The 22,148-nt window shown below is 60.1% G+C and carries 20 protein-coding genes; 18 read left to right on the plus strand and 2 right to left on the minus strand.

The window, feature by feature from the left end; all coding sequences use genetic code 11:
- Nucleotides 1-34: 34 nt before the first annotated feature.
- The 15 genes from AC09SL_RS03510 to AC09SL_RS03580 all read left to right on the plus strand — a co-directional run bounded on the left by AC09SL_RS03510 (nucleotide 35) and on the right by AC09SL_RS03580 (nucleotide 17,193).
- Nucleotides 35-1,138, plus strand: coding sequence for a WD40/YVTN/BNR-like repeat-containing protein (locus tag AC09SL_RS03510; protein ID WP_058545136.1), 1,104 nt, complete (start codon nucleotides 35-37; stop codon nucleotides 1,136-1,138).
- Nucleotides 1,139-1,142: 4 nt separating this feature from the next.
- Nucleotides 1,143-3,671 (plus strand): efflux RND transporter permease subunit, encoded by a 2,529-nt coding sequence (locus AC09SL_RS03515; protein WP_058545137.1) that lies wholly within the window; start codon nucleotides 1,143-1,145, stop codon nucleotides 3,669-3,671.
- A 126-nt stretch (nucleotides 3,672-3,797) separates the two neighbouring features.
- Nucleotides 3,798-5,000, plus strand: a complete 1,203-nt coding sequence (locus AC09SL_RS03520; protein ID WP_058545138.1) for an MFS transporter — start codon at nucleotides 3,798-3,800, stop codon at nucleotides 4,998-5,000.
- A 48-nt stretch (nucleotides 5,001-5,048) separates the two neighbouring features.
- Nucleotides 5,049-6,089: an aromatic ring-hydroxylating oxygenase subunit alpha gene (locus AC09SL_RS03525; protein WP_058545139.1), complete on the plus strand. Its 1,041-nt coding sequence runs from the start codon at nucleotides 5,049-5,051 to the stop codon at nucleotides 6,087-6,089.
- Entirely contained in the window at nucleotides 6,086-7,039 is a 954-nt protein-coding gene (locus AC09SL_RS03530; RefSeq protein ID WP_058545140.1) for a PDR/VanB family oxidoreductase, read from the plus strand. The genes AC09SL_RS03525 and AC09SL_RS03530 overlap by 4 nt, the downstream gene beginning before the upstream one ends.
- 63 nt (nucleotides 7,040-7,102) lie before the next feature.
- Nucleotides 7,103-7,675 carry a cupin domain-containing protein gene (locus tag AC09SL_RS03535; RefSeq protein WP_058545141.1) on the plus strand — a complete coding sequence of 191 codons (573 nt, stop codon included), beginning with the start codon at nucleotides 7,103-7,105 and terminating at the stop codon, nucleotides 7,673-7,675.
- The gene (locus AC09SL_RS03540) at nucleotides 7,672-8,664 is read left to right on the plus strand and encodes a fumarylacetoacetate hydrolase family protein (RefSeq protein WP_058545142.1); all 993 of its coding nucleotides are present in this window, start codon (nucleotides 7,672-7,674) and stop codon (nucleotides 8,662-8,664) included. Before AC09SL_RS03535 ends, AC09SL_RS03540 begins: the two co-directional genes overlap by 4 nt.
- Nucleotides 8,655-9,656: an NAD-dependent epimerase/dehydratase family protein gene (locus AC09SL_RS03545; protein ID WP_058545143.1), complete on the plus strand. Its 1,002-nt coding sequence runs from the start codon at nucleotides 8,655-8,657 to the stop codon at nucleotides 9,654-9,656. Before AC09SL_RS03540 ends, AC09SL_RS03545 begins: the two co-directional genes overlap by 10 nt.
- On the plus strand, nucleotides 9,643-10,428 hold the full coding sequence (locus AC09SL_RS03550; RefSeq protein ID WP_058545144.1) for a cyclase family protein: 786 nt from the start codon (nucleotides 9,643-9,645) through the stop codon (nucleotides 10,426-10,428). Before AC09SL_RS03545 ends, AC09SL_RS03550 begins: the two co-directional genes overlap by 14 nt.
- Entirely contained in the window at nucleotides 10,425-11,156 is a 732-nt protein-coding gene (locus AC09SL_RS03555; protein ID WP_058545145.1) for a FadR/GntR family transcriptional regulator, read from the plus strand. Before AC09SL_RS03550 ends, AC09SL_RS03555 begins: the two co-directional genes overlap by 4 nt.
- Complete coding sequence (locus AC09SL_RS03560) at nucleotides 11,153-12,103, plus strand: LysR family transcriptional regulator (RefSeq protein ID WP_081264388.1); 951 nt, start codon at nucleotides 11,153-11,155, stop codon at nucleotides 12,101-12,103. The genes AC09SL_RS03555 and AC09SL_RS03560 overlap by 4 nt, the downstream gene beginning before the upstream one ends.
- Before the next feature lie 99 nt (nucleotides 12,104-12,202).
- Complete coding sequence (locus tag AC09SL_RS03565; protein WP_058545146.1) at nucleotides 12,203-13,213, plus strand: ornithine cyclodeaminase family protein; 1,011 nt, start codon at nucleotides 12,203-12,205, stop codon at nucleotides 13,211-13,213.
- 28 nt (nucleotides 13,214-13,241) lie between these two features.
- A complete protein-coding gene (locus tag AC09SL_RS03570) occupies nucleotides 13,242-14,258 on the plus strand; it encodes a dihydrodipicolinate synthase family protein (RefSeq protein WP_058545147.1) in 1,017 nt (338 codons plus the stop codon).
- 16 nt (nucleotides 14,259-14,274) lie between these two features.
- Nucleotides 14,275-15,744, plus strand: a complete 1,470-nt coding sequence (locus AC09SL_RS03575) for an NAD-dependent succinate-semialdehyde dehydrogenase (protein ID WP_058545148.1) — start codon at nucleotides 14,275-14,277, stop codon at nucleotides 15,742-15,744.
- A gap of 315 nt (nucleotides 15,745-16,059) precedes the next feature.
- Nucleotides 16,060-17,193 (plus strand): FAD-dependent oxidoreductase, encoded by a 1,134-nt coding sequence (locus AC09SL_RS03580; RefSeq protein WP_081264389.1) that lies wholly within the window; start codon nucleotides 16,060-16,062, stop codon nucleotides 17,191-17,193.
- Nucleotides 17,194-17,239: 46 nt separating this feature from the next.
- On the opposite strand, the gene AC09SL_RS03585 is transcribed toward AC09SL_RS03580, so the two are convergent.
- Both AC09SL_RS03585 and AC09SL_RS03590 read right to left on the minus strand, forming a co-directional pair.
- Complete coding sequence (locus AC09SL_RS03585) at nucleotides 17,240-17,935, minus strand: EthD domain-containing protein (RefSeq protein WP_231139216.1); 696 nt, start codon at nucleotides 17,933-17,935, stop codon at nucleotides 17,240-17,242.
- Between the two features lie 310 nt (nucleotides 17,936-18,245).
- Entirely contained in the window at nucleotides 18,246-19,175 is a 930-nt protein-coding gene (locus AC09SL_RS03590; RefSeq protein ID WP_058545150.1) for a LysR family transcriptional regulator, read from the minus strand.
- Nucleotides 19,176-19,306: 131 nt separating this feature from the next.
- On the opposite strand from AC09SL_RS03590, the gene AC09SL_RS03595 reads away from it, so the two are divergent.
- From AC09SL_RS03595 to AC09SL_RS03605, 3 genes are read left to right on the plus strand one after another with little or no spacing between them, the layout of a single operon-like run.
- Nucleotides 19,307-19,684, plus strand: a complete 378-nt coding sequence (locus AC09SL_RS03595; RefSeq protein WP_058545151.1) for a carboxymuconolactone decarboxylase family protein — start codon at nucleotides 19,307-19,309, stop codon at nucleotides 19,682-19,684.
- Nucleotides 19,685-19,736: 52 nt separating this feature from the next.
- Nucleotides 19,737-21,224, plus strand: coding sequence for an aldehyde dehydrogenase family protein (locus AC09SL_RS03600; protein ID WP_196764438.1), 1,488 nt, complete (start codon nucleotides 19,737-19,739; stop codon nucleotides 21,222-21,224).
- Nucleotides 21,225-21,258: 34 nt separating this feature from the next.
- The gene (locus AC09SL_RS03605; protein WP_058545153.1) at nucleotides 21,259-22,125 is read left to right on the plus strand and encodes an NAD(P)-dependent oxidoreductase; all 867 of its coding nucleotides are present in this window, start codon (nucleotides 21,259-21,261) and stop codon (nucleotides 22,123-22,125) included.
- The last annotated feature ends 23 nt before the right edge of the window (nucleotides 22,126-22,148 follow it).

Raw genomic sequence — 22,148 nt, forward strand, 5'->3', positions numbered from 1 at the left:
CCCTTGGGATACGAGTGTTTGTCCGAGGTAGGTTATGAACAGAATCAGTCAGGCGGGCGCGTTGCTCTTGGCCCTGTATTTGCCCTTCGCCACGAGCGAGTGCCTGGCCGGGTCGGCTGCGGTGGGCGCGCCGCTCAATACCCCGGCCATGCGGGTACCGGCTGCGCAGAACGCCGTATTGATCGATCTGGCGCGGGCCGGCACACGTCTGGTAGCCGTGGGCGAGCGCGGCCTGGTGCTGTTCTCCGACGACAATGGGCAAAGCTGGCATCAGGCTTGGGTACCGGTTTCGGTCAGCCTGACGGCGGTGCGGTTCGTCGATGCGCAAAAGGGCTGGGCCGTCGGTCACGCGGGCGTGGTGCTGGCAACTGTGGATGGTGGTGAGCACTGGACGCTGCAGCTCGACGGCGTGCGCGTGGCACAGCTGGAGCTGGACGCCGCCAAGGCGGACCAAGCCACCGCTGCCGACCCGGATGCCGCCCTGATACGGGTACAAAATGCTGAGCGTCTTGTCGCCGATGGTCCAGACAAACCCTTTCTGGCGCTGGAGTTCGTCGATGCACATCGCGGATTGATCGTCGGTGCCTACGGTTTGGCGCTGCAGACCACCGATGGTGGCGCCACCTGGCACTCGCTGATGGGGCATATCGCCAACCCGAACGGGATGCACTTGTACGCCATCAATCACCTGGGCACCCGCTGGTTCCTGGCTGGCGAGCAGGGTTACCTGGCGCGCTCGGACGACAACGCGATGTCGTTCAGTCAGTTGGATAGCCCTTATGAAGGCAGTTTCTTCACCCTGCAGAGTCGTGCCGATGGCGCGCTGGTGGTTGCCGGCCTGAAGGGCAATGCCTTTGTCTCCCAAGACGCTGGTGCAAGTTTCCAGCGTCTGTCGGTTCCCGTACCCATCTCCTTCAACGACTCCACCCGCCTGGCCGACGGCCAACTGCTGCTGGTCAACCAGGGCGGTGCGCTGTTTCGCAACAGCGAGCAGGCCGGTGCGGCGCTGCTGCCGTTGGGAACGCCCTTGGGCAAACCTGTTTCAAGTGTGATCGAGGCCGCCGACGGCAGCCTGATCGTTGCCGGTTTCACCGGGCTGCAGCGTCTTGCGCAGCCAGCCACTGCCGCTTCGGAGTGAGGTTATGACGTCCCCTGGTAAGTTTTTCCAGTCCCCTGCCAATGCGCTCGATGATTTTGATCCGCGCTCCGGCTCGGTGCTCGAACGAGCATTGTTCAACCATCGGCTGTGGGTGTTGCTGCTGTGCCTGGCGACGACGCTGGTGCTGGGTTGGCAGTCCAGCCGTGTTGAGCTCAATGCCAGTTTCGAAAAAATGATCCCCACCCATCACCCCTACATCGCCAACTACCTTGAGCACCAGAAGGAGTTGAGCGGGTTGGGTAATGCGGTGCGCATTGCCGTGGTCAACAAGCGGGGCGATATCTACGACAGCGCCTACCTCAAGACCCTGCAAGCATTAAGCGACAAGATCTACCTGCTGCCCGGTGTCGACCGTGCGTACATGAAGTCGCTCTGGACGCCGGCCACACGCTGGGTGGCGGTGACAGAGGCGGGCCTGGAGGGTGGGCCGGTCATTCCGGATAACTATGATGGCGGCGCTGCGAGCCTTGCAGCATTGCGGCGCAATGTGCAGCTGTCCAACGAAATCGGCCAGTTGGTGGCGTTCGACCAGGCCTCGAGCATTATCCAGGTACCGCTGTTGCAGCGAACGCCCGATGGCCAGCCGTTGGACTACACCCGGCTGTCGCAACAGTTGGAGTCGTTGCGCAGCCAATACCAGAGCGAAACCATTGATATCCGCATCACCGGTTTCGCCAAGAAAGTCGGTGACCTGATTGCCGGCCTGCGGCAGATCCTGATCTTTTTCGCCGTGGCGATCCTGATCACCACGGTGGTGCTTTATTGGTACACCCGCTGCATTCGCAGCACCCTGTTGGTGGTGTTCTGTTCATTGGTGGCGGTGGTCTGGCAGCTCGGCTTGCTGCCGCTGCTGGATTATCAACTGGACCCCTATTCGGTGCTGGTGCCGTTCCTGGTGTTTGCCATTGGCATGAGCCATGGGGCGCAGAAGATGAACGGCATCATGCAGGACATCGGGCGGGGCATGCACCGGGTCGTCGCCGCACGCTTTACCTTCCGCCGTCTGTTCCTTGCCGGTCTCACCGCACTGCTGTGTGATGCGGTGGGTTTCGCGGTGCTGATGATCATCAAGATCCAGGTGATCCAGGACCTGGCAATGATCGCCAGCATCGGCGTCGCGGTGCTGATCTTCACCAACTTGATCCTGCTGCCGATATTGCTTTCCTATGTCGGGGTCAGCGGCCGCGCGGCGCAACTGAGCCTGAAAAGCGAGCACGCCGAACAAGCGGGCCAGCATCGCCACGGATTCTGGCGCTTTCTCGACCTGTTCACCCAGCGCCGGTGGGCGGCGTTGTGCATTGCCCTAAGCCTGGCGTTGGCGACGCTCGGTTTCATCGTCAGCCTGCAGTTGAAAGTCGGCGATCTCGATGCGGGCGCACCCGAACTGCGGGCTGACTCGCGTTACAACCAGGATGACGCCTTCCTGACCCGGCATTACGGCGCGAGCAGCGACCTGTTCGCGGTGATGATCAAGACACCTGCCAGCGCCTGTTCGCGTTATGACATCCTGAACAAAGTCGATGCCCTCGACTGGCAGTTGCGCACCTTGCCGGGTGTCGACTCGACCAATTCCCTGGCGTTGCTCAACCGCCGCATGCTGGTGGGCCTGAGCGAGGGCAGCCCGAAATGGTATGAGCTGCAGAACAACCAGGCGATGCTCAACATGGTCACCGCCGGGGCGCCGCGCGGGCTGTACAACGAAGACTGCAGCCTGCTGACGCTGTACGTCTACCTCTCCGACCATAAGGCGCAAACCCTGAGCCGCCTGGTGGATCACGTCGAGCAATTCGCCGCGGCGAACAATACTGACGACGTCCAGTTCCTCCTGGCCGCTGGCAATGCCGGGATCGAGGCCGCGACCAACATCGTCGTCAAGCAGGCCAATCGCGAAATGCTGTTCTGGGTCTACGGCGCGGTGATCCTGCTGTGCCTGATTACCTTCCGTTCCTGGCGCGCCACGATTTGCGCGGTGATTCCGCTGATGCTCACGTCGATCCTCTGTGAGGCGCTGATGGTCTGGCTGAATATCGGCGTCAAGGTCGCGACCCTGCCGGTGATCGCCCTCGGCGTGGGCATCGGCGTCGACTACGCGCTGTATGTGATGAGCATCCTGCTCGGCCATATGCGTCAGGGCACCAGCTTGTCGGAGGCGTATTACCGGGCGCTGCTGTCCACCGGCAAGGTGGTGATGCTGACCGGTGTGACCCTGGCGATCGGCGTGGCCACCTGGATGTTTTCGCCGATCAAGTTCCAGGCCGACATGGGCGTGCTGCTGGCGTTCATGTTCGTCTGGAACATGGTCGGTGCGCTGGTCCTGTTGCCGGCTCTGGCTCACTTCCTGTTGCCGAGCAAGCGTGTCAGCACGGGACCGGCCGAGGCCAGACCCAACCACCCGAAGAGCCTGTTGCTGATGCCGGCCGTAGCCGAGGAGGGGGCCTGCGTGAAGCACTCGCTACGCCTGACTTCGGGACACGATCAAACGACAACATCCGCCAATCCCGTCGCGTCATAACAACAAGAAAGGACTTTCCCATGCCTTGTGTGTCGCAGTTCCAGCAGTCTCTATGGCTTGACCTTATCGCCGGCCTGAGTGCCTTCGGCATGGCGTTTTGCGCGGCCCAACCCGCGGAGGTGCACGATGAGCGTTGAGCGCCAGGCAGGTTTGCCACAGTCGTTGTTGCTGCTACTCGGTAGTTGCCTGCCGGTGCTCGGTGCGGTGCTGCTGGCCCCCATCCTGCCGCATATGCAGGAGCACTTCGCCGACACGCCGGGTGTGGCCGTGCTGGTGCCCATTGCCCTTACGCTGCCGGCGTTGATGATTGCACTGTTGGCACCCGTGGCCGGGATCATCGCCGACCGGCTCGGGCGCAAACCATTGCTGATCGGTGCGATGTTTCTCTACACCGTCTGTGGGGTGCTGCCGCTATGGCTGGAGTCGCTAGAGGTCATCGTCATCAGCCGAGCCGGCATCGGTGTGGCCGAGGCAGCGATCATGACCTGTTGCACGACGATGATGGGCGACTACTACAGCGGCGCACGGCGTGAACGGATGTTCGCCCTGCAAATGGTCGCGACCTCGCTGTCGGCGGCGATTTTCATTGCCGTCGGTGGCGTGCTCGGCGAGCACGGCTGGCGCACGCCGTTTGCCCTGTATGGGCTGGGGCTGGTGTTTCTGCCACTGATGGTCTGGTTGCTGTGGGAGCCGCGGGCGCAGGTCGTCACCGCGACAACCGCGGTGAGCAGGGTATTCCCTTGGCGCCCCCTGGCGCCGTTGTATGCCCTGGCATTCCTGGCGGGCTTGAGCCTGTTCATCGTGCCGGTACAAGTCGGTTACCTGCTCAACCTGCTGCATGTCGAAGGCTCGCAGCAGATCGGCCTGACCATGGGCGCCAGTCAGTTCGGCGTACTGGTCGGCGCCCTGAGTTTCCGTCTGTTTCGTGGTGTCCCTGCGCACCGGCAGATGCTCTTGGCCTTCGCCGCGGCCGGTATCGGTGGCGGGCTGCTGGCGGTGGCCGACAGTCACGGGCTGGTGGTGATCGCCGTCCTGATCAACGGCCTGGGCATCGGCCTGATGATGCCGACCCTGCTCACCTGGATCATGAGCCAGGTCGACTTCCAGCAGCGCGGCCGCGCGGCCGGCGGCTTCACGGCGATGTTCTTCGCCGGTGAGTTCGCCAGCCCGCTGGTGGTGCTGGCGATCACCGGTGGGGTAATCGGCGCCTTGCCCGCTGCATTGGGAATCGTCGCGGGCGTTCAACTCGTGGTGGCCCTGGCCTGTCTTCGGTTGCGTGGCAGCGGGTCTGCTTTTCCCACTGCGGTGGCCGCAGACCCTGAGCACTGACCTGCCCATTCGACGTTTCAACAAAATAAGAACAATGAGGAGAACATCATGAGTTATTTGCTCAACACCTGGTACCTCGCTGCATGGGCGGACGAGCTGGCGCAGGGTGGGATGCTTGGCAGAACTATCGTCGAGCAACCCATCGTGTTCTTTCGCAATAGCCAGGGTGTGATTCAGGCGCTCGCCGATCGTTGCCCGCACCGTTTTGCCCCGCTGCACATGGGCAAAATTGTCGGCGACAGCGTTCAGTGCCCGTACCACGGCTTGCGTTTCGATGGCAGTGGTCAATGTACGCACAATCCCCATGGCGATGGGAGTATCCCCAAGGCCGCCTGTGTTCGCTCGTTCCCTGCCGTTGAACGCCATGGGGCGATCTGGGTCTGGCCTGGCGATCCGGCACTGGCCAGCGATGCGCTGATTCCCGATTTTTCCTTTTTTGAGCAGGCGCCCACTCATGCCAAGGGCAATGGGTATTTGCCCACCCTTGCGCACTACGAGCTGCTGGCCGACAACATCATGGACTTGAGCCATGTCGATTTCCTGCACCCCGACACGCTCGGTGGCGGAGCGTTGTCACGCACCCGCCCCACCATTGAGGAGTTGCCCAACGATCGCGTGCGCATCAGTTGGTGGGCACCCGATGATGTCCCACCGCCGGCATTCGGCGCGCACCTTGAGGATCCGACCCGGGCAGACGTCTGGGCTGAAGTCATCTGGCACGCGCCCGGTCTGATGTTGCTGGGCAGTGGTGCCACGCCTCTAGGACGCCCCAGGGAAGAGGGACCGGTGACTTGGAACCTGCACCTGATGACCCCGCAGGACGCGATGAATACCCATTACTTCTTTGCCAACACGCGCAGTTTCGAGCAGGACAATGCGCAGTTGAATGCCTTCGTCCAGGACATGTTGATCGGTATTTTTGCCGGTGAGGACAAACCCATGGTCGAGGCTCAACAGCGCCAGATTGGCGAGGTTGAACTGCTTGGCCTTAACCCTGTGTTGCTGCCCGTCGATGCTGGGGCGGTGCGTTGCCGACGGGTTTTGCGTCGATTGATTGCCGCTGAGCAGCCCGTAGGTGTTTCGCAATGATTGACGTCGTTGTGACCCGCAAGCGCCTCGAAGCTGAAGGCATCTACAGCTTTGAACTGGCCCCGGCCGAGGGTCCCATGCTGCCTGCTTTCAGTGCCGGCTCGCATATCGACGTGCACTTGCCCAATGGCTTGGTGCGCCAGTACTCGCTGTGCAATCACCCCGAAGAACGCCACCGCTACCTGCTGGGCGTGTTGCTCGACCCGGCGTCTCGCGGCGGCTCGCAGGCCATGCACGAACAAGTGCACGAAGGCAGCCGGCTGCGGATCAGCGAGCCACGAAACCTGTTCCCTCTGGAGCATGGGGCAGGGTACAGCGTGCTGCTCGCGGGCGGCATCGGCATCACGCCGATCCTCTGCATGGCCGAGCGCCTGGCGCGGGTCGGCGCGCCTTTCGAGCTGCACTATTGCGGTCGCTCGGCCGGGCGCATGGCCTTTATCGAGTACATCCGCCGTTCGACATTTGCCGATTGCGTGCAGGTTCATGTGGACGATGGCGAGGAGGTCCAGCGTCTTGACGCCGCTCGGGTTTTATCCGGGCCCGCCGCCGACCGTCACCTGTATGTCTGTGGCCCCAACGGTTTCATGGAGCACGTGTTGGGCACGGCGCGCGCGCAGGGCTGGGCCGAGGCGCAACTGCACCGCGAGTACTTTACCGCCGCCGCTGCGCCGGTCAGCGAGGCGGGCGGTTTCGAGGTGCAACTGGCTAGCACCGGACAGTGTTTCCAAGTGCCGGCCACGCTCAGCGTTGCCCAGGTGTTGCTGGAGGCCGGCATCGACATCCCGTTGTCTTGCGAACAGGGCATCTGTGGCACCTGCCTCACGCGCGTACTGGAAGGCGAGCCGGACCATCGTGACATGTTCTTGACCGATGCCGAGCGGGCCCGCAACGACCAGTTCACGCCTTGCTGCTCGCGCGCGAAAAGCGCGCGGCTGGTGCTGGATCTTTAAGGTTTTTACACAGATTCATCGTTACCCGCTGGCGCGTTTCGCCAACTGATTGAGGACTCGAACATGCAACAGCTTCCTGGTTTCAAACGCGTGGTCACCGGGCACGATGCCCAGGGCTTGGCGTTGGTCGCGCTCAGCGGACCAACGCCCAACAGCTTTCCGCTCAAGGCCGTGCCCGGCACGGTCTTCCATGAGATCTGGAACAGTGGCGCGAGCCCGGCCGTGCTGGATAACGGCGACGACCCCACCAACAAGCCGCTTCAACTGAGCCCCGCACCATTGGGCAGTGTGATCCGCGTGGTGGATATTCCGCCCGACAGCGTGCAGAACCAGGTCAGCGCCGAGGATGCTACGGCGGCCTTCGCCGAAATTGGCCAGGCCCATGCCGGTACGGGACAGGCGGATTCCAAACACAAGCTGATGCACCGCACCGAAACGCTTGACTACGGCGTTGTCACGGAGGGCGAGGTGTGGCTGGTGCTCGATGGCGAGGAAGTGCATCTCAAGCGCGGTGACATCGTCGTGCAGCGCGGCACCAACCACGCCTGGAGCAATCGCACCGAGCAGATGGCGCGCATGCTCTTCGTGCTGCTTGATGGTCGCTTCGCTCCTGAACTGCAAGGAGAACAGGCATGAAGCTCAGTACCCTCAAGAACTACAGTCGCGACGGACGCCTGCTGGTGGTGTCGCGCGACCTGGCCTGGGCGGTGGAGGCCAGCGATATCGTCGCGACGCTGCAGGAGGCTATCGAGCATTGGCCGAGCGTTGAAGCCGCTTTGCGCGCTCGCTATGACGCCCTGAACGAAGGCTCGCTGGCCGGGGCCTTCGCCTTTGATCCGCAACAAGCCGCCGCACCCTTGCCACGTGCCTGGCAGTGGCTGGACGCCTCGTCTTTTCTCAGCCATGGCGAGCGGATGCAGAAGGCTTTTGGGCTGGATCCGATCGAAGGTGTTGAACACACGCCGCTGATGTATCAGGGCTGTGGCGATGACTTTCTGGGGGCTCACGACGACATCGTGCTGCCCAGTGAAACCCATGGCATAGACTTCGAAGGTGAATTCGCCGTGGTGGTCGATGAGGTTCCCATGGGTTGCTCGGCGCAAGACGCCATCGACCATATTCGGCTCATCGTTCAGGTCAACGATGTCAGCTTGCGTGCGCTCGCCCCCCGTGAAATGAAGACCGGATTCGGTTTTATCCAGGCCAAGTCCTCGTCCAGTTTCGCCCCGGTGGCGATCACCCCCGATGAATTAGGAGAGGCCTGGCGCGACGGGCGTGTGCACTTGCCGTTGAAGGTTGAATGGAACGGCCAGTGGTTCGGTCATGCCCAGGGCGGTGCCATGCATTTCGGCTTTCATCAGTTGATTGCTCACGCGGCGCTGACCCGGCGCCTCAGGGCGGGCTGCCTGATCGGTTCCGGCACGGTTTCCAATGCTGATCCCACGGTGGGCGCGGCCTGTATCGCCGAACGTCGTGCCGTTGAGATGATCGAGCACGGCGCGCCACAGACGTCCTTCATGCGCTTCGGTGATCGCGTGCGCATGGAAGTCCTGGATATGCAAGAGCGATCGGTGTTCGGGGCGATAGACCAGCGCGTTGTGCGCGGAGGCCTCCCATGCGCGTGATGATTACCGGGGCCAATGGTTTTGTCGGCCGGGCGCTGGTCAAACGATTGCTCCAAACCAATGAGCTGCAAGGCCGGTCGATCAGCGCATTGATCTTGCTGGATAAAGAACTGGTGGGGTTCGCTGAGGATAAGCGCCTGCGCCGGCATTGCGGCAGTGTCACCGACGCCGCGTTATTGCGCCGTGCGCTGGCCGACGGCATCGATGTTGTTTTTCACTTGGTGAGCATCCCGGGTGGCGCGGCCGAGCAGCATTATTCACTGGGCTATCAGGTCAACCTGTTGGCAAGTCTGGAGTTGCTTGACCAGTTGCGCGAGCAGCCTGGCCGGCCGGTGCTGGTGTACGCCAGCAGCGTGGCAGTGTACGGCGGCGACCTGCCGGCCCGCATGGATGAGCGTGCCGTGCCGCGCCCACAGTTGAGTTACGGGGCGCATAAGGCAATGGTGGAAATGGCGATCAACGACCTTGCCCGACGGGGCGAGGTGGACGGTCGTGCCGTGCGCCTGCCCGGCATCGTCGCCCGTCCACATGAACCCAATGGGCTGCGCTCGGCGTTCATGAGCGATCTCCTGCACGCCTTTGCTCAAGGTGAACCGTATTGCTGCCCGGTCTCGCCGCAGGCGCAGGCCTGGTGGATGTCCGTGCGCTGTTGCGTGGACAACCTGCTACGGGCCGCCGAACTGTCGGCCGACGAAATCGGCGAGTCACGTGTCTGGCAATTACCGCTGTTGCACCTGTCCATTGCCCAGGTCATCGATGCCTTGGCCGCGGCCTATGGCCAGGAACGTCGCGCGCTGGTCAGCTTCGCACCGGACGCTGAACTGCAAGCGTTGTTCGGCAATTTCCCTGCAATGAAAACGCCCCAGTCCCGTGCCCTTGGCTTTCGTCATGACGGCTCTGCCGGCGCCTTGATACGTAACAGTTTGACCGCTGCTACCCCGACGCGTCGTGCGCGGGTGGCGCTTGGAGTGAGCAAAAATGCAATCAACTAAACGCCGCCTGGTGGACCTGTCCGTCACCCTGGACAACAACCCCTACACCGATCCGCCGCCATTGCTGCCGAAAATCGACTACATGGACCATCAGCAAGGCTGGCCGGAAATGGCCGCGATGTTTCCCGGCCTGTCCAAGGCGCAATTGCCCGGCAACGAATCCTGGGCGGCCGAGCGCCTGCAGATCACCACGCACAGCGGTACGCACATGGACGCCCCTTGGCATTACGCCTCGACGACGGACGGCGGCAAGCCGGCTTTCGGCATCGATGAGCTGCCGCTGGATTGGTGCTTGCAACCGGGCGTGAAGCTGGACTTTCGTCATTTACCGGATGGCCATGTGGTCAACGCCGGCCAAGTGCAAGCTGAGCTGGAGCGTATTGGCCATGTGCTGCGGCCGCTGGACATTGTCCTGGTCAACACCCGTGCCGGCGCGCTATTCGGCCAGCCAGGGTACCTGGACGCCGGGGTCGGCATCGGCCGTGAGGCCACGTTGTACTTGCTGGAACGCGGCGTGCGCGTGGTCGGCACCGATGCCTGGAGTTGGGATGCGCCGTTCAAGTACACACGTGAACGCTTCGCCGCCACGGGCGATGCCTCGATCATCTGGGAAGGCCACAAGGCCGGACGTGACATCGGCTACGGTCAGATGGAAAAACTGGCCAACCTGGAATGCTTGCCGGCCCATGGATTCCAGGTGTCCTGCTTCCCCTACAAGATCAGGCACGCTTCGGCCGGCTTCGTCCGCGCCGTAGCGATTTTCGAGGAATGAACGTGCCAGCAGCCGGTGGGAAAAAGCGCGCTAGCCTCTCCCAGGGGCTTGAGGCGCTGCTGTCAGAGCGTATTCTTGAGGGCCGGCTGCGTGGCGGTGAGCAGTTGCCCACCGAGTCGGCCCTCATGCTTGAGCATGGCGTCAGCAGAACCGTGGTGCGTGAGGCCATGTCGCGTCTACAGGCCGCTGGAATGGTTGAGACACGCCACGGCATCGGCACGTTTGTGCGCGGCAGCACCCTGTCGCTGGGGGCCTTCATCGACCCGGCTACCCTCGGCATCATCACTGACTCGCTGGCGATCATGGAGTTTCGGATCGGTCTTGAGGTCGAAGCCGCCGGGCTCGCCGCCCAGCGACGTAGCCCGGATCAGTTGGCTGGGTTGCGGGCGCTGCTCGATCAGCTCGGCCAGCCTGCAGTCAGCGTCAATGATCGGGTCGCGCTGGATTTCCAGTTCCATTTGGGCATTGCCCAGGCGACCGGCAATCACTACATCGCCGACACGCTGCTCAACCTGGGGGAGGTCATCATCCCGCGCAGCCGACTGGATTCCGCGCGGCTGTTTCACGCTGAGCCTTTGCACTACGAGCAGCGGATGCAAAGCGAGCACGAACAGATTTACCAGGCAATCTTCAATCAGGAGACTGAGTGTGCGCGTGCTGCGATGCGCCTGCACCTTCAGGACAGTCGCGAGTACCTGGACCAGGCCCGCCAAGAGTTGATGACATGACGGATAGCCAGAGCTACCCGGTGCCGGCCACGGCCACCCAGCCTCCTGCCACGGCGCTCACCATCATCGATCCTCGCTGGACCTTGTTCGTACGTGTCGTGGCGGCTGGCAGTCTCAGCAAAGCAGCCGTACTGCTGGACATGCCGCAGTCCATGGTGAGTCGCAATATTGCCCTGCTCGAGTCGCAATGTGGCGAACGTCTGTTCCATCGCACCGGGCGCGGGGTGGTCCTGACCGAATTTGGCGAGCAGTTGTTGCCCTGTATATCGGATCTTCTGGCGAACGCTGAAAGCCTTGCCGATGACATTCGCAACCTGCGTGGAAAACCTGTGGGGGAGGTGGTCGTGGGCATGTTGCCTTCCGCGGTGCGCCGGTTTGCGGGGACGCTCTTTTCTGCGGTGCGCGCGCAGATGCCCGGGGTGAGATTGCACCTGATCGAGGGCGCCAGTGCTCAACTCGAAGAGCAGTTGCACGATGGTCGTCTGGATATGGCGCTGGTGCTGCGCGAGAGCGAGGCGAGCATCGGGCAAGCTCATCTGTTGGCCAGGCTACCGCTGCATCTGGTAGGACCCGCCGCCGATCCTCTGTTCGGGAATCGAGATATTGCGCTGGAAAATCTATCGGGGTTGCCATTGGTCGTGCCTGGGCGGCCGCATCTGCTGAGGGCCAGGCTCGATCATTTGGCTGCGGAGCAAGGCGTGGAACTGTGCGTGGCCGTGGAAGCCGACTCGGTCCAGCTCCAGTACGAAGTCGTCGCGGCAGGCGGAGGCTATGCGATTGCCTCGGTGTTGCCGGGCTCGCTGGATCAACGACTGATTTCATCGCGCATTATCGAGCCTGTGCTGGAGCGCTTTGTCGTGCTGGTCGAATCGCCCCGTCGCCCTTTGACCCGTGCTTCCCGTGAAGTGCGACGGCTGATTTGCAATCTGTCCATGCCATCGATTTAAGCGATAGCTGCTTTGCGTCCCCAGCAGTATTCGATGGGGGGCGCGCCTCGTAGGGTGTCAGTCAATCAACGACTGATCCCCGATTGCGAGGTTAGCGCTATGCATCACGCCCAAGAGTTCCAAGTCATTGCTCCGACGCTTTTTCTCAGCGACGCCGATGTGGCCTCGCTCGCCGACTGGAGCGTCGCCGTGGCCGCGCTCGCCGAGGCGTATGCAAGTCCCGCATCGGACGCCATGGTACCGCCTCGCTCCATGGCCCGGGGCGACGGTATCTGGCTGCGCAGTTTGACTGCTGTACCTCCGGCTGGCGGCCATATGGGCTGCAAGTTGATCGCGGCCTCCATGCGGTCGCGCTGTGCCAGCTACCTGATCGCGTTGTTCAACCAGCAAACCATGGCGCTCAGTGCTCTGATCGATGGCAACCGGGTGACGGGTTTGCGCACCGCGGCAACCGCTGCGCTGGCAGTCGATTTGCTGGCGCCCAAGCGTGCGCTGCGGGTGGGGGTGATTGGCTCGGGGTTTGAGGCCCGTGGCGCATTGGACTGCCTCAAGTCCGTGCGCGATGTGGCGCATGTCCGGGTATTCAGTCCAACGCCCGCTAGCCGCGAGCGCTTTGCCGAGAGCTTCAGGCCGGGGCTGGACATCCAGGCGGTGAACAGCGCGCAAGAAGCCGTGCAGGATTGTGATGTGGTGATTTGTGCCGCCCGCAGTCGTGACGAATCTCCGGTACTGCAAGGCGCCTGGCTTTGCCCGGGAGCCACGGTTGTGTCGTTGGGGTCCACCTTGCCTGAGCAAAGGGAAGTTGACCCGGTCACGATGGAACGAGCCGTCTGCATCGTCGCCGATATGCCGCAAGAGGTGCTCCACGATACCGGCGATGCCATTGCTGCGATCAGTGCCGGCGTGTATGTCGCCGACAAATTGGTCGCGCTGTCGGACCTCGTCGCGGGTCGTGTCACCCCGCGCCAGCACGCAAGCGACATCGTCCTCTACAAATCGGTGGGCTCGGCGCTGCAGGACGTAGTCATCGCCCAAGCGCTGTATGAGCGCGCCCGGCAACAAGGCCTCGGCATCGAGTTGCCCGCCAGCATTGTCCCTGTCTCGAAATAACCCCTCCACTGTTCGAAGGAAAATCATCATGGCCACATACAAGAAAGCAGATGCCCGTGCCTGGGCGCGGGAAAACCTGGTGGGCTGCTCGGCTGTCACCATCCCGAGTTTCAGTGCTGATCTGAAGCGTCTCAATGAGCGTGGCATCCGCCACGACATCGAACATACGGTTGGCCTGGGCTACAGCGCCACGTTGCTGTGCAGCGAACTGGCGATCTCTCCCCAGGAGAACGCGCAGTTCACGGCCTGGGCCCGCGAGTCGGGGAAAAACCTGATCCTGTTCTTCCACGCGGCCTTTGGCACGCTTGCCGAGAATATCGAGGCGGTGAAGCTCGCCGAGAATGCCGGTGCGGATATTGTTCTGCTGTCCTATCCACCGCAGTTCTGGCCGACCAACGAGCAGGAAATCTACGACTACACCAAGTCGTTCTGCGACGCGACGGACCTCGCCGTCATGCTCTTCCCGATCCCGCTCTGGGGCTTCGAGCGCGTGCACCCGGCGGGGATGTCGCTGGAGTTGGTTCGTCGGCTGTTGGCCGATTGTCCGAATATCGCGGCCATCAAGTCCGAGCAAGGGTTCCCGCTGCCAGCGGGCATTTGTGAGATGTATCACCACTTCCGCGATCAGGTGGTGATCAGTTGCCCGATCGAAGGCGACGCAATCCCCTTGATGAGCCTGATGAAGTTGCAGTTTTCCGGCACCAGCAACACCGCCTGGATGAGTGACTACTACCCGAAAGCGTTCGAACTGGCCCGCACGGGCCGCTTTGAAGAGGCGATGGAACTGTACTGGAAGGTCAATCCGGCCCGCAGTGCCAACGGCGCTGCTGCGCAAAGCTATGCCGGCGGCACCGGGGTGCTCAATCGCACGATGTGGAAATACCAGGACTGGCTCGCCGGCTTCAACGGCGGCCCATTGCGAGCCCCGGCGATGCGCGTGCCGGATCGCTTCATGAAGTCGCTGCGCCAAGGCTTGGTTGCGTCGGGCCTGCCGGTGACTTCGGACCCTGACAGCTCCTTCATGATCGGGCGTCATCCGTGCTGATCGGGAGGATTGCACAGTGAAACATTTACTTCAGGATCCTACGCTGTGGCGCGACGGTGCCTATATCGCCGGTGAGTGGCTGGCCGAGACGCCGCACGGTCACTACACTCTGCGTAATCCGGTGGATCAAACGGTGCTGGCCGAGTTGCCGCGCTGTCGCGAAGCTGAAGTTCGGCACGCCATCGACGCGGCGCATGAGGCCTTTGGCCCATGGCGTCGCCTGACGGCCAAACGCCGTGGCGAGGTGTTGCGTCGTTGGTATGAGCTGATGGTTGAGCATCGCGAGGACATTGCCACGCTGATTACCCTGGAGGAGGGCAAGCCCCTGGAGGAGGCGCGGGGTGAAGTCGATTACGCGGCGTCTTTTGTGCGCTGGTTTGGCGAGGAAGCCACACGGGTGCGTGGTGATCTGATCCCGGGGGTGAAGGACACTCAGCGCATTGTGGTCCTGCGCGAACCCATCGGCGTCTGCGCCGCGATCACGCCCTGGAATTTCCCCGCTGCGATGATTACACGCAAGGCCGCTCCGGCCCTCGCGGCCGGTTGCACCATGGTCGTGAAGCCGGCCAGCCAGACACCCCTGACCGCACTGGCGCTCGCCGAACTCGCTCAGCGCGCGGGTGTGCCGGCGGGTGTTTTCAGTGTGATCACCGGCAATGACACGCGCGATATTGCCGGTGAACTCACGGCCAACCCGTTGGTGCGCAAGCTCACGTTCACGGGGTCCACGGAAGTGGGCCGGCTGCTGCTGGCGCAAGCGGCACAGACGGTCAAGAAATGCTCCATGGAGCTGGGCGGCAACGCCCCGTTCATTGTCTTCGATGATGCTGATCTGGATGCTGCCGCTGACGGGGTGATGTTGGCCAAGTTTCGCAACGGTGGGCAGTCCTGTATCGGCGCGAACCGGGTGCTGGTGCAGTCAGGGGTTTATGACGCATTGGCCGAGCGCATCGTCGAGCGCCTGGCACGCCTGAAGGTGGGCAATGGCCTGGAGCCGGGTGTACAGGTCGGGCCGCTGATCGATGACGCAGCGGTACGAAAATCCCAGACGCTGGTTGATGATGCGCTGGCGCAAGGCGCTCGACTGCTGTCTGGGGGCAAGCCCCATGCGCTGGGCGGGTGTTTCTTCGAGCCCACCTTGTTGGCTGATGTGACCCATGGAATGAGGGTCGCTCGCGAAGAGATCTTCGGCCCGGTCATGCCATTAGTGCGTTTCGACACTGATGACCAAGCCATTGCCATGGCCAACGACAGCGAGTTTGGCCTGGCGGCGTACCTGTTCAGCCGTGACGCGGCGCGTATCTGGCGCAACGCCGCGCGCATCGAGTCGGGCATGGTGGGCATCAACTGTGGCTTGATTTCAAATGAGGTCGCACCTTTCGGTGGCGTGAAGCAGAGCGGTCTTGGGCGAGAGGGATCTCACCTGGGAATAGACGAGTTCCTAGAGGTTAAATACCTCTGCTGGGATGGCTTGGAAAGCGTGTAAACAACCGTCGTTAAAGGCCGGTGGACGGCGGTTCGTGTGAGCCGTCGTTCATCGGCTTTTGTATTTGTTCTGCCGCAAAGGCAGGCACTCCGAGCAATGCCCTCGGCTTACCTGCGAGACCCATCGCCGCCAGCGATACCTCGGATTGTGCAAAGCGATTTCAGCGCTGGTATTCGATTCGATAGTCTCGTGGCTGATCCGGCGTTTTACGTCGGCATTCCCTATTTCTGCGGCGTTGATGCGATGACGCCGCAGAGCTCGTCGGTGCGCCATGCAATGTCTGCCCGAGTGAATAAGAATAATTAGGAGAGCGTGATGATTGCAGCAGTCAGTAAGGTCCTGGTGATCGGGGGAGGGTTTTCCGGTATGACCGCGGCTATCCAGCTCGCCCGCCAGGGCGTCGAAGTGGACCTCGTCGAAATCGATCCGTTGTGGTGTCCTTTGGGGGCGGGGATTACGCTCAGTGGGCCCACGCTGCGAGCGCTTGATACGGTTGGGATTCTGGAACGGGTCGCCGGGGAAGGGTACCTGTCGACCAATTTCGATGTGTTTTCACCAGCGGGCGACCTGATCGTGCAATTGGCGCTTCGACCGCCGGTCAGCGATAAACCGATCCCCTGTGGTGGCGGCATCCTGCGCCCGGTACTGGCTCGAATCTTCGCCGACAGGACGCGGGAAGTGGGCACCCGTGTGCGCCTGGGCATCACCTACGACAGCGTCATCGAGCATGACGATGGCATTGACGTGTCTTTCACCGACGGGACCACTGAACGCTATGACCTGGTCGTTGCCGCTGATGGCGTGCATTCGCGAACGCGAAAGGACTTTTTCCCGCAAGCACCCTCGCCAAAACCCATTCATCAGAGCGTCTGGCGCGCGGTGCTGAAGCGTCCGCCGGAAATCGTGCGTCCCAGTCATTGGCTGGGACGCACCAAGGTTGGCGTCAATCCGATCTCCGAAACGCACATGTACATGTTCCTCATGGAAAACCGCGAGTTTTCCGAGTGGATCGATCCGGCCAGTTGGCCGGGTGAAATGGCGCGCCTGCTGAGTGAGTTTCCAGCCCCGATCCTGCAAACGCTGGTGCCGCAACTGTACGAGGCGGGCGCCAATATCGACTATCGTCCGCTGGCCAATCTGTTGGTGCCGCTGCCCTGGCACAAGGGTCGTATCGTGCTGATCGGCGACACGGTGCATGCCACCACGCCGCACCTGGCTTCCGGGGCTGGCATCGGTATTGAGAGCGCCATCGTGCTTGCCGAAGAGTTGCTCGCCAATAGCAATCTACAGACGGCCCTGAGCCGGTTCGAAACGCGGCGCTGGGAGCGTTGCCAACTCGTGGTCGAGAACTCCGCACGGCTGTGCGAGATAGAGAAAAGTGGTGGGGACAAGGAAGAGCATGCGCAGATCATGCGTGAGTCCACTGCGACGTTGGCTGAGCCTATCTGAGTGATAGCGACCCTTCTGAATGGGGGAAGGGTCGCGCTGCTGGTCTTCAGGAGCAGTGATCGAAAATAACGACCTCTTTGACGTAGGCAAAAAAAGACGCCGATGTCAGCGCCACGCCGTCCTCGGCAAGTTTTTGAAACAGCGCACGCTGATACTGCCGAAAGGTCGAAAAATCCGTTTCATTTTCAAACCACAGGCTAGAGGCACCTTCGTATACGTTGATGTTCGGCCCGAAATAGGCCGTCACCTTGTCACCCTCGGGTAAGTACCGGGAGCGAACATACCGGCGTAAGGCGTTCTGGAAGTCAGGTTGTTCCCGGGTAATGCTCTCGTGAGCTGCGTCCCAAGCGTCGAAAAAACGATCGAGCTCCATGGCTGGATTCTTCTTCAGCAGGATCATCACCTTCCATGGGTGAGGCACTGTAGCAGTGCTAGCCGTCTCCACTTCATCCATCAATTGAGCGAGCTGCTCGGAAAGGTCAGCGAAGTTCTTTGCATCAGGGCCTACGGTTTGTTGCGTATAGGGATCGCTGAAGGTGCGAATCAAACCTGGCGCGTCTTCAAAAAACAGCTCCGTAATGGAGTCTTTGTGAAAGGACTGTGCGTAGGCATTGTCGGCGTCAACCCCGAAAGCTGCGTCGATGACATGGTTCTGCACGTACCGTTTGACGCCTAACGGTTTGGCTTTAGCGATTGCTCCGTGGGTGTGCTCTACATAGTTTAAAAACTCGGCATGGGTCATTCCGGGTTTTCGGCGTACAGCGGCTAGGATTTTTATCATGAGGCGTTCTCGCTTTTGGCAGGATTAACGGGTCTTGAACCTTATATGCACTTGGTGCGGTTGTTATTCATCTGATTGTTTTTCAACACCAAAATATAAGGCCAGGCTTGTCTCGCAAACCAATCGGTATTCGTGTTGGTAGGTATCGCGCAATAACATGCTCGAAGCCTCAATTGCTTGAGGGGGGCTCGCGTCTGGGCGCTAGGCGGCTGGCTCCTATGATCGTTTGCCTAAACTAAGCATCGGCTGCTCCTCCTTCCAGCCTGTATCCTCAAGCAGGTTTATTTCTATGTATCCTTCTTCGCATGCTTGCGAAGGAAACGGCCATGGAGCTTAAGGCTCTCGCTTGTGGGGGCAGGGGGACATCGCTTCGTTGGACAAGGCTCAGATTTGTATTTGGGATTGCTTCTCTTATAGGGATCTGTGCGAGGAACCGACTGTACCCCGCGGTATCTAGGACAAACGATGGCGCAAGGAATAGCAGATCGCTTTCCAGCAGCAGGCTGAGCGAGTCGAATAATGATTCGACTGTCAGAATGACATTCGGTCGGTCGTACCCTTCGGCATCGAACAGGTCGTACAGCCGATTTGACGGTGAGCCCTGCCGAGCATAGGGACCAGTGCTAATCCACTCTGCTTCGCGCAGTTGCGATAGGGAGGTGCATTTTACGAGAGGGTGGCCCGCACGGCAGATGACCGCGGGGCGTGCCAGATCCAGCGGAGTTTGCGTCAAGTCGCTCATGTCTGCCGTGGTAGCGACCAGCGTGATTGCGAAATCGAGCTTGGCCTCCCTCACACGTGACAGCAGTACGTTGGACGGGCCACTCGCAATATGCACCGAAACGCGCTTGTACTGTTCGCGAAATTGTCCCAGAACGGGCAAGAGAATCTCCGAGAATGCTTCGGACGAGGCACCTACTGCCAGCGCTCCGAAGACGTCCTGCCCGCTGCTCTTGGCTTCAAGCTGTGCGTAGTCACACTCTCGCAAAATCAGCCTTGCTCTGGGCAAAAACGCTTCGCCGGGAGCACTTAAAGTGATCCCGCTATTACCTCGAATGAACAGCTCAACATTCACAGCGGACTCAAGTCTTTTGATCTGCTGCGTGAGGCCACTTTGTGCGAGCCCGAGATCACGGGCCGCAGAGCGGATACTGCCATGTTCCACTACCGCTACGAATGCCCTCAGTTGATCGAGTGTCATGGCGTTCTCCGATCATAATTTGTGATCGTGATCATACCGTCCGTATCTTACGGATAACCACTACCTGCCATAAATTCAACCCACACAGGGACGGCGGCAACCATTGCCGCCGCATTGAGGGCAGGTGCGTTATGAGCGACTTTCTTTATGAAAATGGTGAGCGTATTCGCCGCGAGGTACTGGGCGAGGAATATGTGAAGAACTCCACCGCAGCCACTGATGCATTCAGCGAGCCTGTACGTGCGTTTGCCATCAAACACCTCTGGGGGGACATCTGGGATCGTCCCGGCCTGGATCGCCGCAGCCGGAGCATCATTAACCTGGCGTTGATGACAGCAATGAATCGTCCCACTGAACTGAAAATTCATATTCGTGCAGCGCTGAACAATGGTCTGACTCGCGAAGAAATTTCCGAGGTTTTTTTGCAGTGCGCTCTTTACTGCGGCATCCCTGCGGGCAGTGAAAGTACGCGAGTGGCCAAACAATTGTTCGCTGAGCTTGATGGCTGATTTATTTCCCGCATAGCCCGTGTTGATCGTCGAGCAACAGTGAGGAAATATCGTGGCAATTCTCAACTCAAGTTTAAAAACACTGTTCAGCGAGCTGGTAGGGCCTTATGACTTCGTAGGGTCTTTTGTAGGAGGGGCGTTAATCGAAGGCGGCGGTGAAAGTATTGTCATCAATGATGCCGGCAGCGGCCAGGTCGCCTTCACTTACGCTGATGCAACTCCTGATGTGGTCCGCCGGGCGATTGAGTCATCTCACCACGCCCAGAAGCTCTGGGCCCAGTTCCCGGCTCGTGAGAAATCCAAGGCGCTACGTGCGTTGGGTGCGGCTGTTCGAGACCATGGGCAGGCTTTGGCGCAATTGGAATCGATCTCGTGTGGAAAGGTATTGAAGGGATCGCTCGCCCAGGTCGAGTTAGTCGCCGACATGTTTGATTACTATGCCGGATGGACTGATAAGTTCACCGGAGATGTCATCCCGGTGCCTGGCGGCCAACTCAACTACACCGTCCACGAGCCCCTCGGAACGGTACTTCAGGTTGTACCTTGGAATTCCCCGCTCTACTTGGCTGCCTGGAATGCTGCGCCAGCCTTGGCCATGGGCAACGCAGTGGTGATCAAGCCGTCTGAGCTCACACCGCTGACGGCCCTTGCTCTGGCTCACCTCGCAATACAGGTTGGTTTACCAGCGGGCCTTGTCAATATCATTTGCGGATACGGCCAAACGACAGTTCCACCGGCCGTGGCGGATCATAGAATCAAAAAAGTCGTTTTCGTCGGTTCCACTGTGATAGGGCGGATTGTCGCTGCGGACGCTGCCGCTCGACCGATTCCTTGCATGCTGGAGCTTGGTGGTAAATCCGCCAATATCGTGTTTGCAGATGCTGATCTGGAAAAGGCAGCAGAGGCCGCCGTCATGGCTGGGTATGCCAACACGGGACAAAACTGCGCAGCGGGATCGCGGCTTTTGGTTGAGCGTGCGGTGTACAGGCAGTTTCAGAAGCTACTGAAAGTCGCTTCAGCACGCTATGTCATAGGGTCTCCGATGGACGCGAGAACTGACATCGGGCCCGTGGTCAGCGCGAGTCAACAGCACAGGATTGTGGAGAAAATCGCCTCCGGAATTGAGGAAGGTGCCGAAGTGCTCGTCGGGGGTGGGAGTATCCCGTCTTTATCAGGCTATTTCGTAGAACCGACCATTTTGGTCAACGTTAATAACGCCATGGAGGTAGCGCGGAATGAAATTTTTGGCCCCGTTATTTGCGTGATTCCGTTTGACTCCGAAGACCAAGCAATTGAAATCGCCAACGACAGCGAGTTTGCACTTGCCGGTGGTGTATGGACCAATGACATCGCTAAAGGGCACCGTGTTGCCTCGAAAATCAATGCAGGTCTTCTATGGATAAACATGTATCGGGAGATGCATGTTTCGTCACCCTTTGGTGGTAATGACTCCAGCGGTTTTGGACGCTCCAGCGGTGCCGATTGTCTCCATGAGTACACGAAAATCAAAAGTGTCTGGCTTCCGTTCAAGAATAGCTGATTGCGAGTTATTTAACTTCTAGTTGGAGAGCTTTATGAAAATCGTCGTGGTCGGGTTAGGTAAAATGGGCCTTGGTATGGCCCTGTCGATTCAGCGAGCAGGTTATTACGTGTACGGTTACGATAAAAACGAAATGGCAGCGCGTGTTGCATTAGAAAGCGGCATCGATGTTATTCATGAATTGTCGGAAGTCGCCTCTGAAGTAGTCGTCTACGTACTGTCGTTGCCAAATGCCGCTATCGTTGAAGCGGTTGTCAGTGGCGATAAAGGGATAAAAAGTTTTGCCCGAAACGGGTCTTTGGTCATCGATACTTCGACATCGGATCCTCAAACGACTCGACGGCTCGCGGCTGAACTATCGCCGCTGGGCCTTGGATTTATTGACGCTCCCGTGAGTGGAGGGGCGAAAGGGGCACTGGCTGGGGAACTGACCATGTTCATCGGAGGCAGCACCAATGATGTCGAGGCTGCTGAAGGTGTTTTGAAAGCGATGGGGACAAAGCGCTTCCACATTGGCGCGTCGGGCGCCGGGAATGTCGGAAAAATCCTCAATAATCTTCTTTGCGCCTCGCATTTGATCATCGCCGGTGAGGCTTTCAGGTTAGGTCGTGCGGCAGGTGTGGAGCCTTTGGCGGTCCTGGATGCCATCAATACTGGCTCCGGGCGTAGTGGTGTAACCCTATACAACTTCCCGGCACGAATCCTGAATGGCGCTTTTGACTCAGGCTTTACCATGCAGTTAATGCGTAAAGATGTGCGACTGGCAATGAGTTTGGCCGAAGCAGTGGGCGTTAATTTGCCTGTAAGTGGACTGGTGGGTGATTTTTGGTCGGAAAGTTCTAAGGAAATTCCTGATTTCGAGGATTTCAACAGAATTGTCGAGTATATCCCCGCAAAATAATAATCGTTGTATTTTTTAATCTG

The organism is Pseudomonas sp. PF05 (genome assembly GCF_056521845.1).

What these genes read in the sequence shown, in the direction of transcription:
- AC09SL_RS03580 (WP_081264389.1), top strand. Translation starts at nt 16,060, where the DNA reads ATGATTGCAGCAGTCAGTAAGGTCCTGGTGATCGGGGGAGGGTTTTCC.
- AC09SL_RS03550 (WP_058545144.1), top strand. Translation starts at nt 9,643, where the DNA reads ATGCAATCAACTAAACGCCGCCTGGTGGACCTGTCCGTCACCCTGGAC.
- AC09SL_RS03585 (WP_231139216.1), bottom strand. Translation starts at nt 17,935, where the DNA reads ATGACCCATGCCGAGTTTTTAAACTATGTAGAGCACACCCACGGAGCA.
- AC09SL_RS03530 (WP_058545140.1), top strand. Translation starts at nt 6,086, where the DNA reads ATGATTGACGTCGTTGTGACCCGCAAGCGCCTCGAAGCTGAAGGCATC.
- AC09SL_RS03570 (WP_058545147.1), top strand. Translation starts at nt 13,242, where the DNA reads ATGGCCACATACAAGAAAGCAGATGCCCGTGCCTGGGCGCGGGAAAAC.
- AC09SL_RS03540 (WP_058545142.1), top strand. Translation starts at nt 7,672, where the DNA reads ATGAAGCTCAGTACCCTCAAGAACTACAGTCGCGACGGACGCCTGCTG.
- AC09SL_RS03520 (WP_058545138.1), top strand. Translation starts at nt 3,798, where the DNA reads ATGAGCGTTGAGCGCCAGGCAGGTTTGCCACAGTCGTTGTTGCTGCTA.
- AC09SL_RS03595 (WP_058545151.1), top strand. Translation starts at nt 19,307, where the DNA reads ATGAGCGACTTTCTTTATGAAAATGGTGAGCGTATTCGCCGCGAGGTA.
- AC09SL_RS03545 (WP_058545143.1), top strand. Translation starts at nt 8,655, where the DNA reads ATGCGCGTGATGATTACCGGGGCCAATGGTTTTGTCGGCCGGGCGCTG.
- AC09SL_RS03535 (WP_058545141.1), top strand. Translation starts at nt 7,103, where the DNA reads ATGCAACAGCTTCCTGGTTTCAAACGCGTGGTCACCGGGCACGATGCC.
- AC09SL_RS03605 (WP_058545153.1), top strand. Translation starts at nt 21,259, where the DNA reads ATGAAAATCGTCGTGGTCGGGTTAGGTAAAATGGGCCTTGGTATGGCC.
- AC09SL_RS03525 (WP_058545139.1), top strand. Translation starts at nt 5,049, where the DNA reads ATGAGTTATTTGCTCAACACCTGGTACCTCGCTGCATGGGCGGACGAG.
- AC09SL_RS03510 (WP_058545136.1), top strand. Translation starts at nt 35, where the DNA reads ATGAACAGAATCAGTCAGGCGGGCGCGTTGCTCTTGGCCCTGTATTTG.
- AC09SL_RS03515 (WP_058545137.1), top strand. Translation starts at nt 1,143, where the DNA reads ATGACGTCCCCTGGTAAGTTTTTCCAGTCCCCTGCCAATGCGCTCGAT.
- AC09SL_RS03560 (WP_081264388.1), top strand. Translation starts at nt 11,153, where the DNA reads ATGACGGATAGCCAGAGCTACCCGGTGCCGGCCACGGCCACCCAGCCT.
- AC09SL_RS03555 (WP_058545145.1), top strand. Translation starts at nt 10,425, where the DNA reads ATGAACGTGCCAGCAGCCGGTGGGAAAAAGCGCGCTAGCCTCTCCCAG.
- AC09SL_RS03565 (WP_058545146.1), top strand. Translation starts at nt 12,203, where the DNA reads ATGCATCACGCCCAAGAGTTCCAAGTCATTGCTCCGACGCTTTTTCTC.
- AC09SL_RS03590 (WP_058545150.1), bottom strand. Translation starts at nt 19,175, where the DNA reads ATGACACTCGATCAACTGAGGGCATTCGTAGCGGTAGTGGAACATGGC.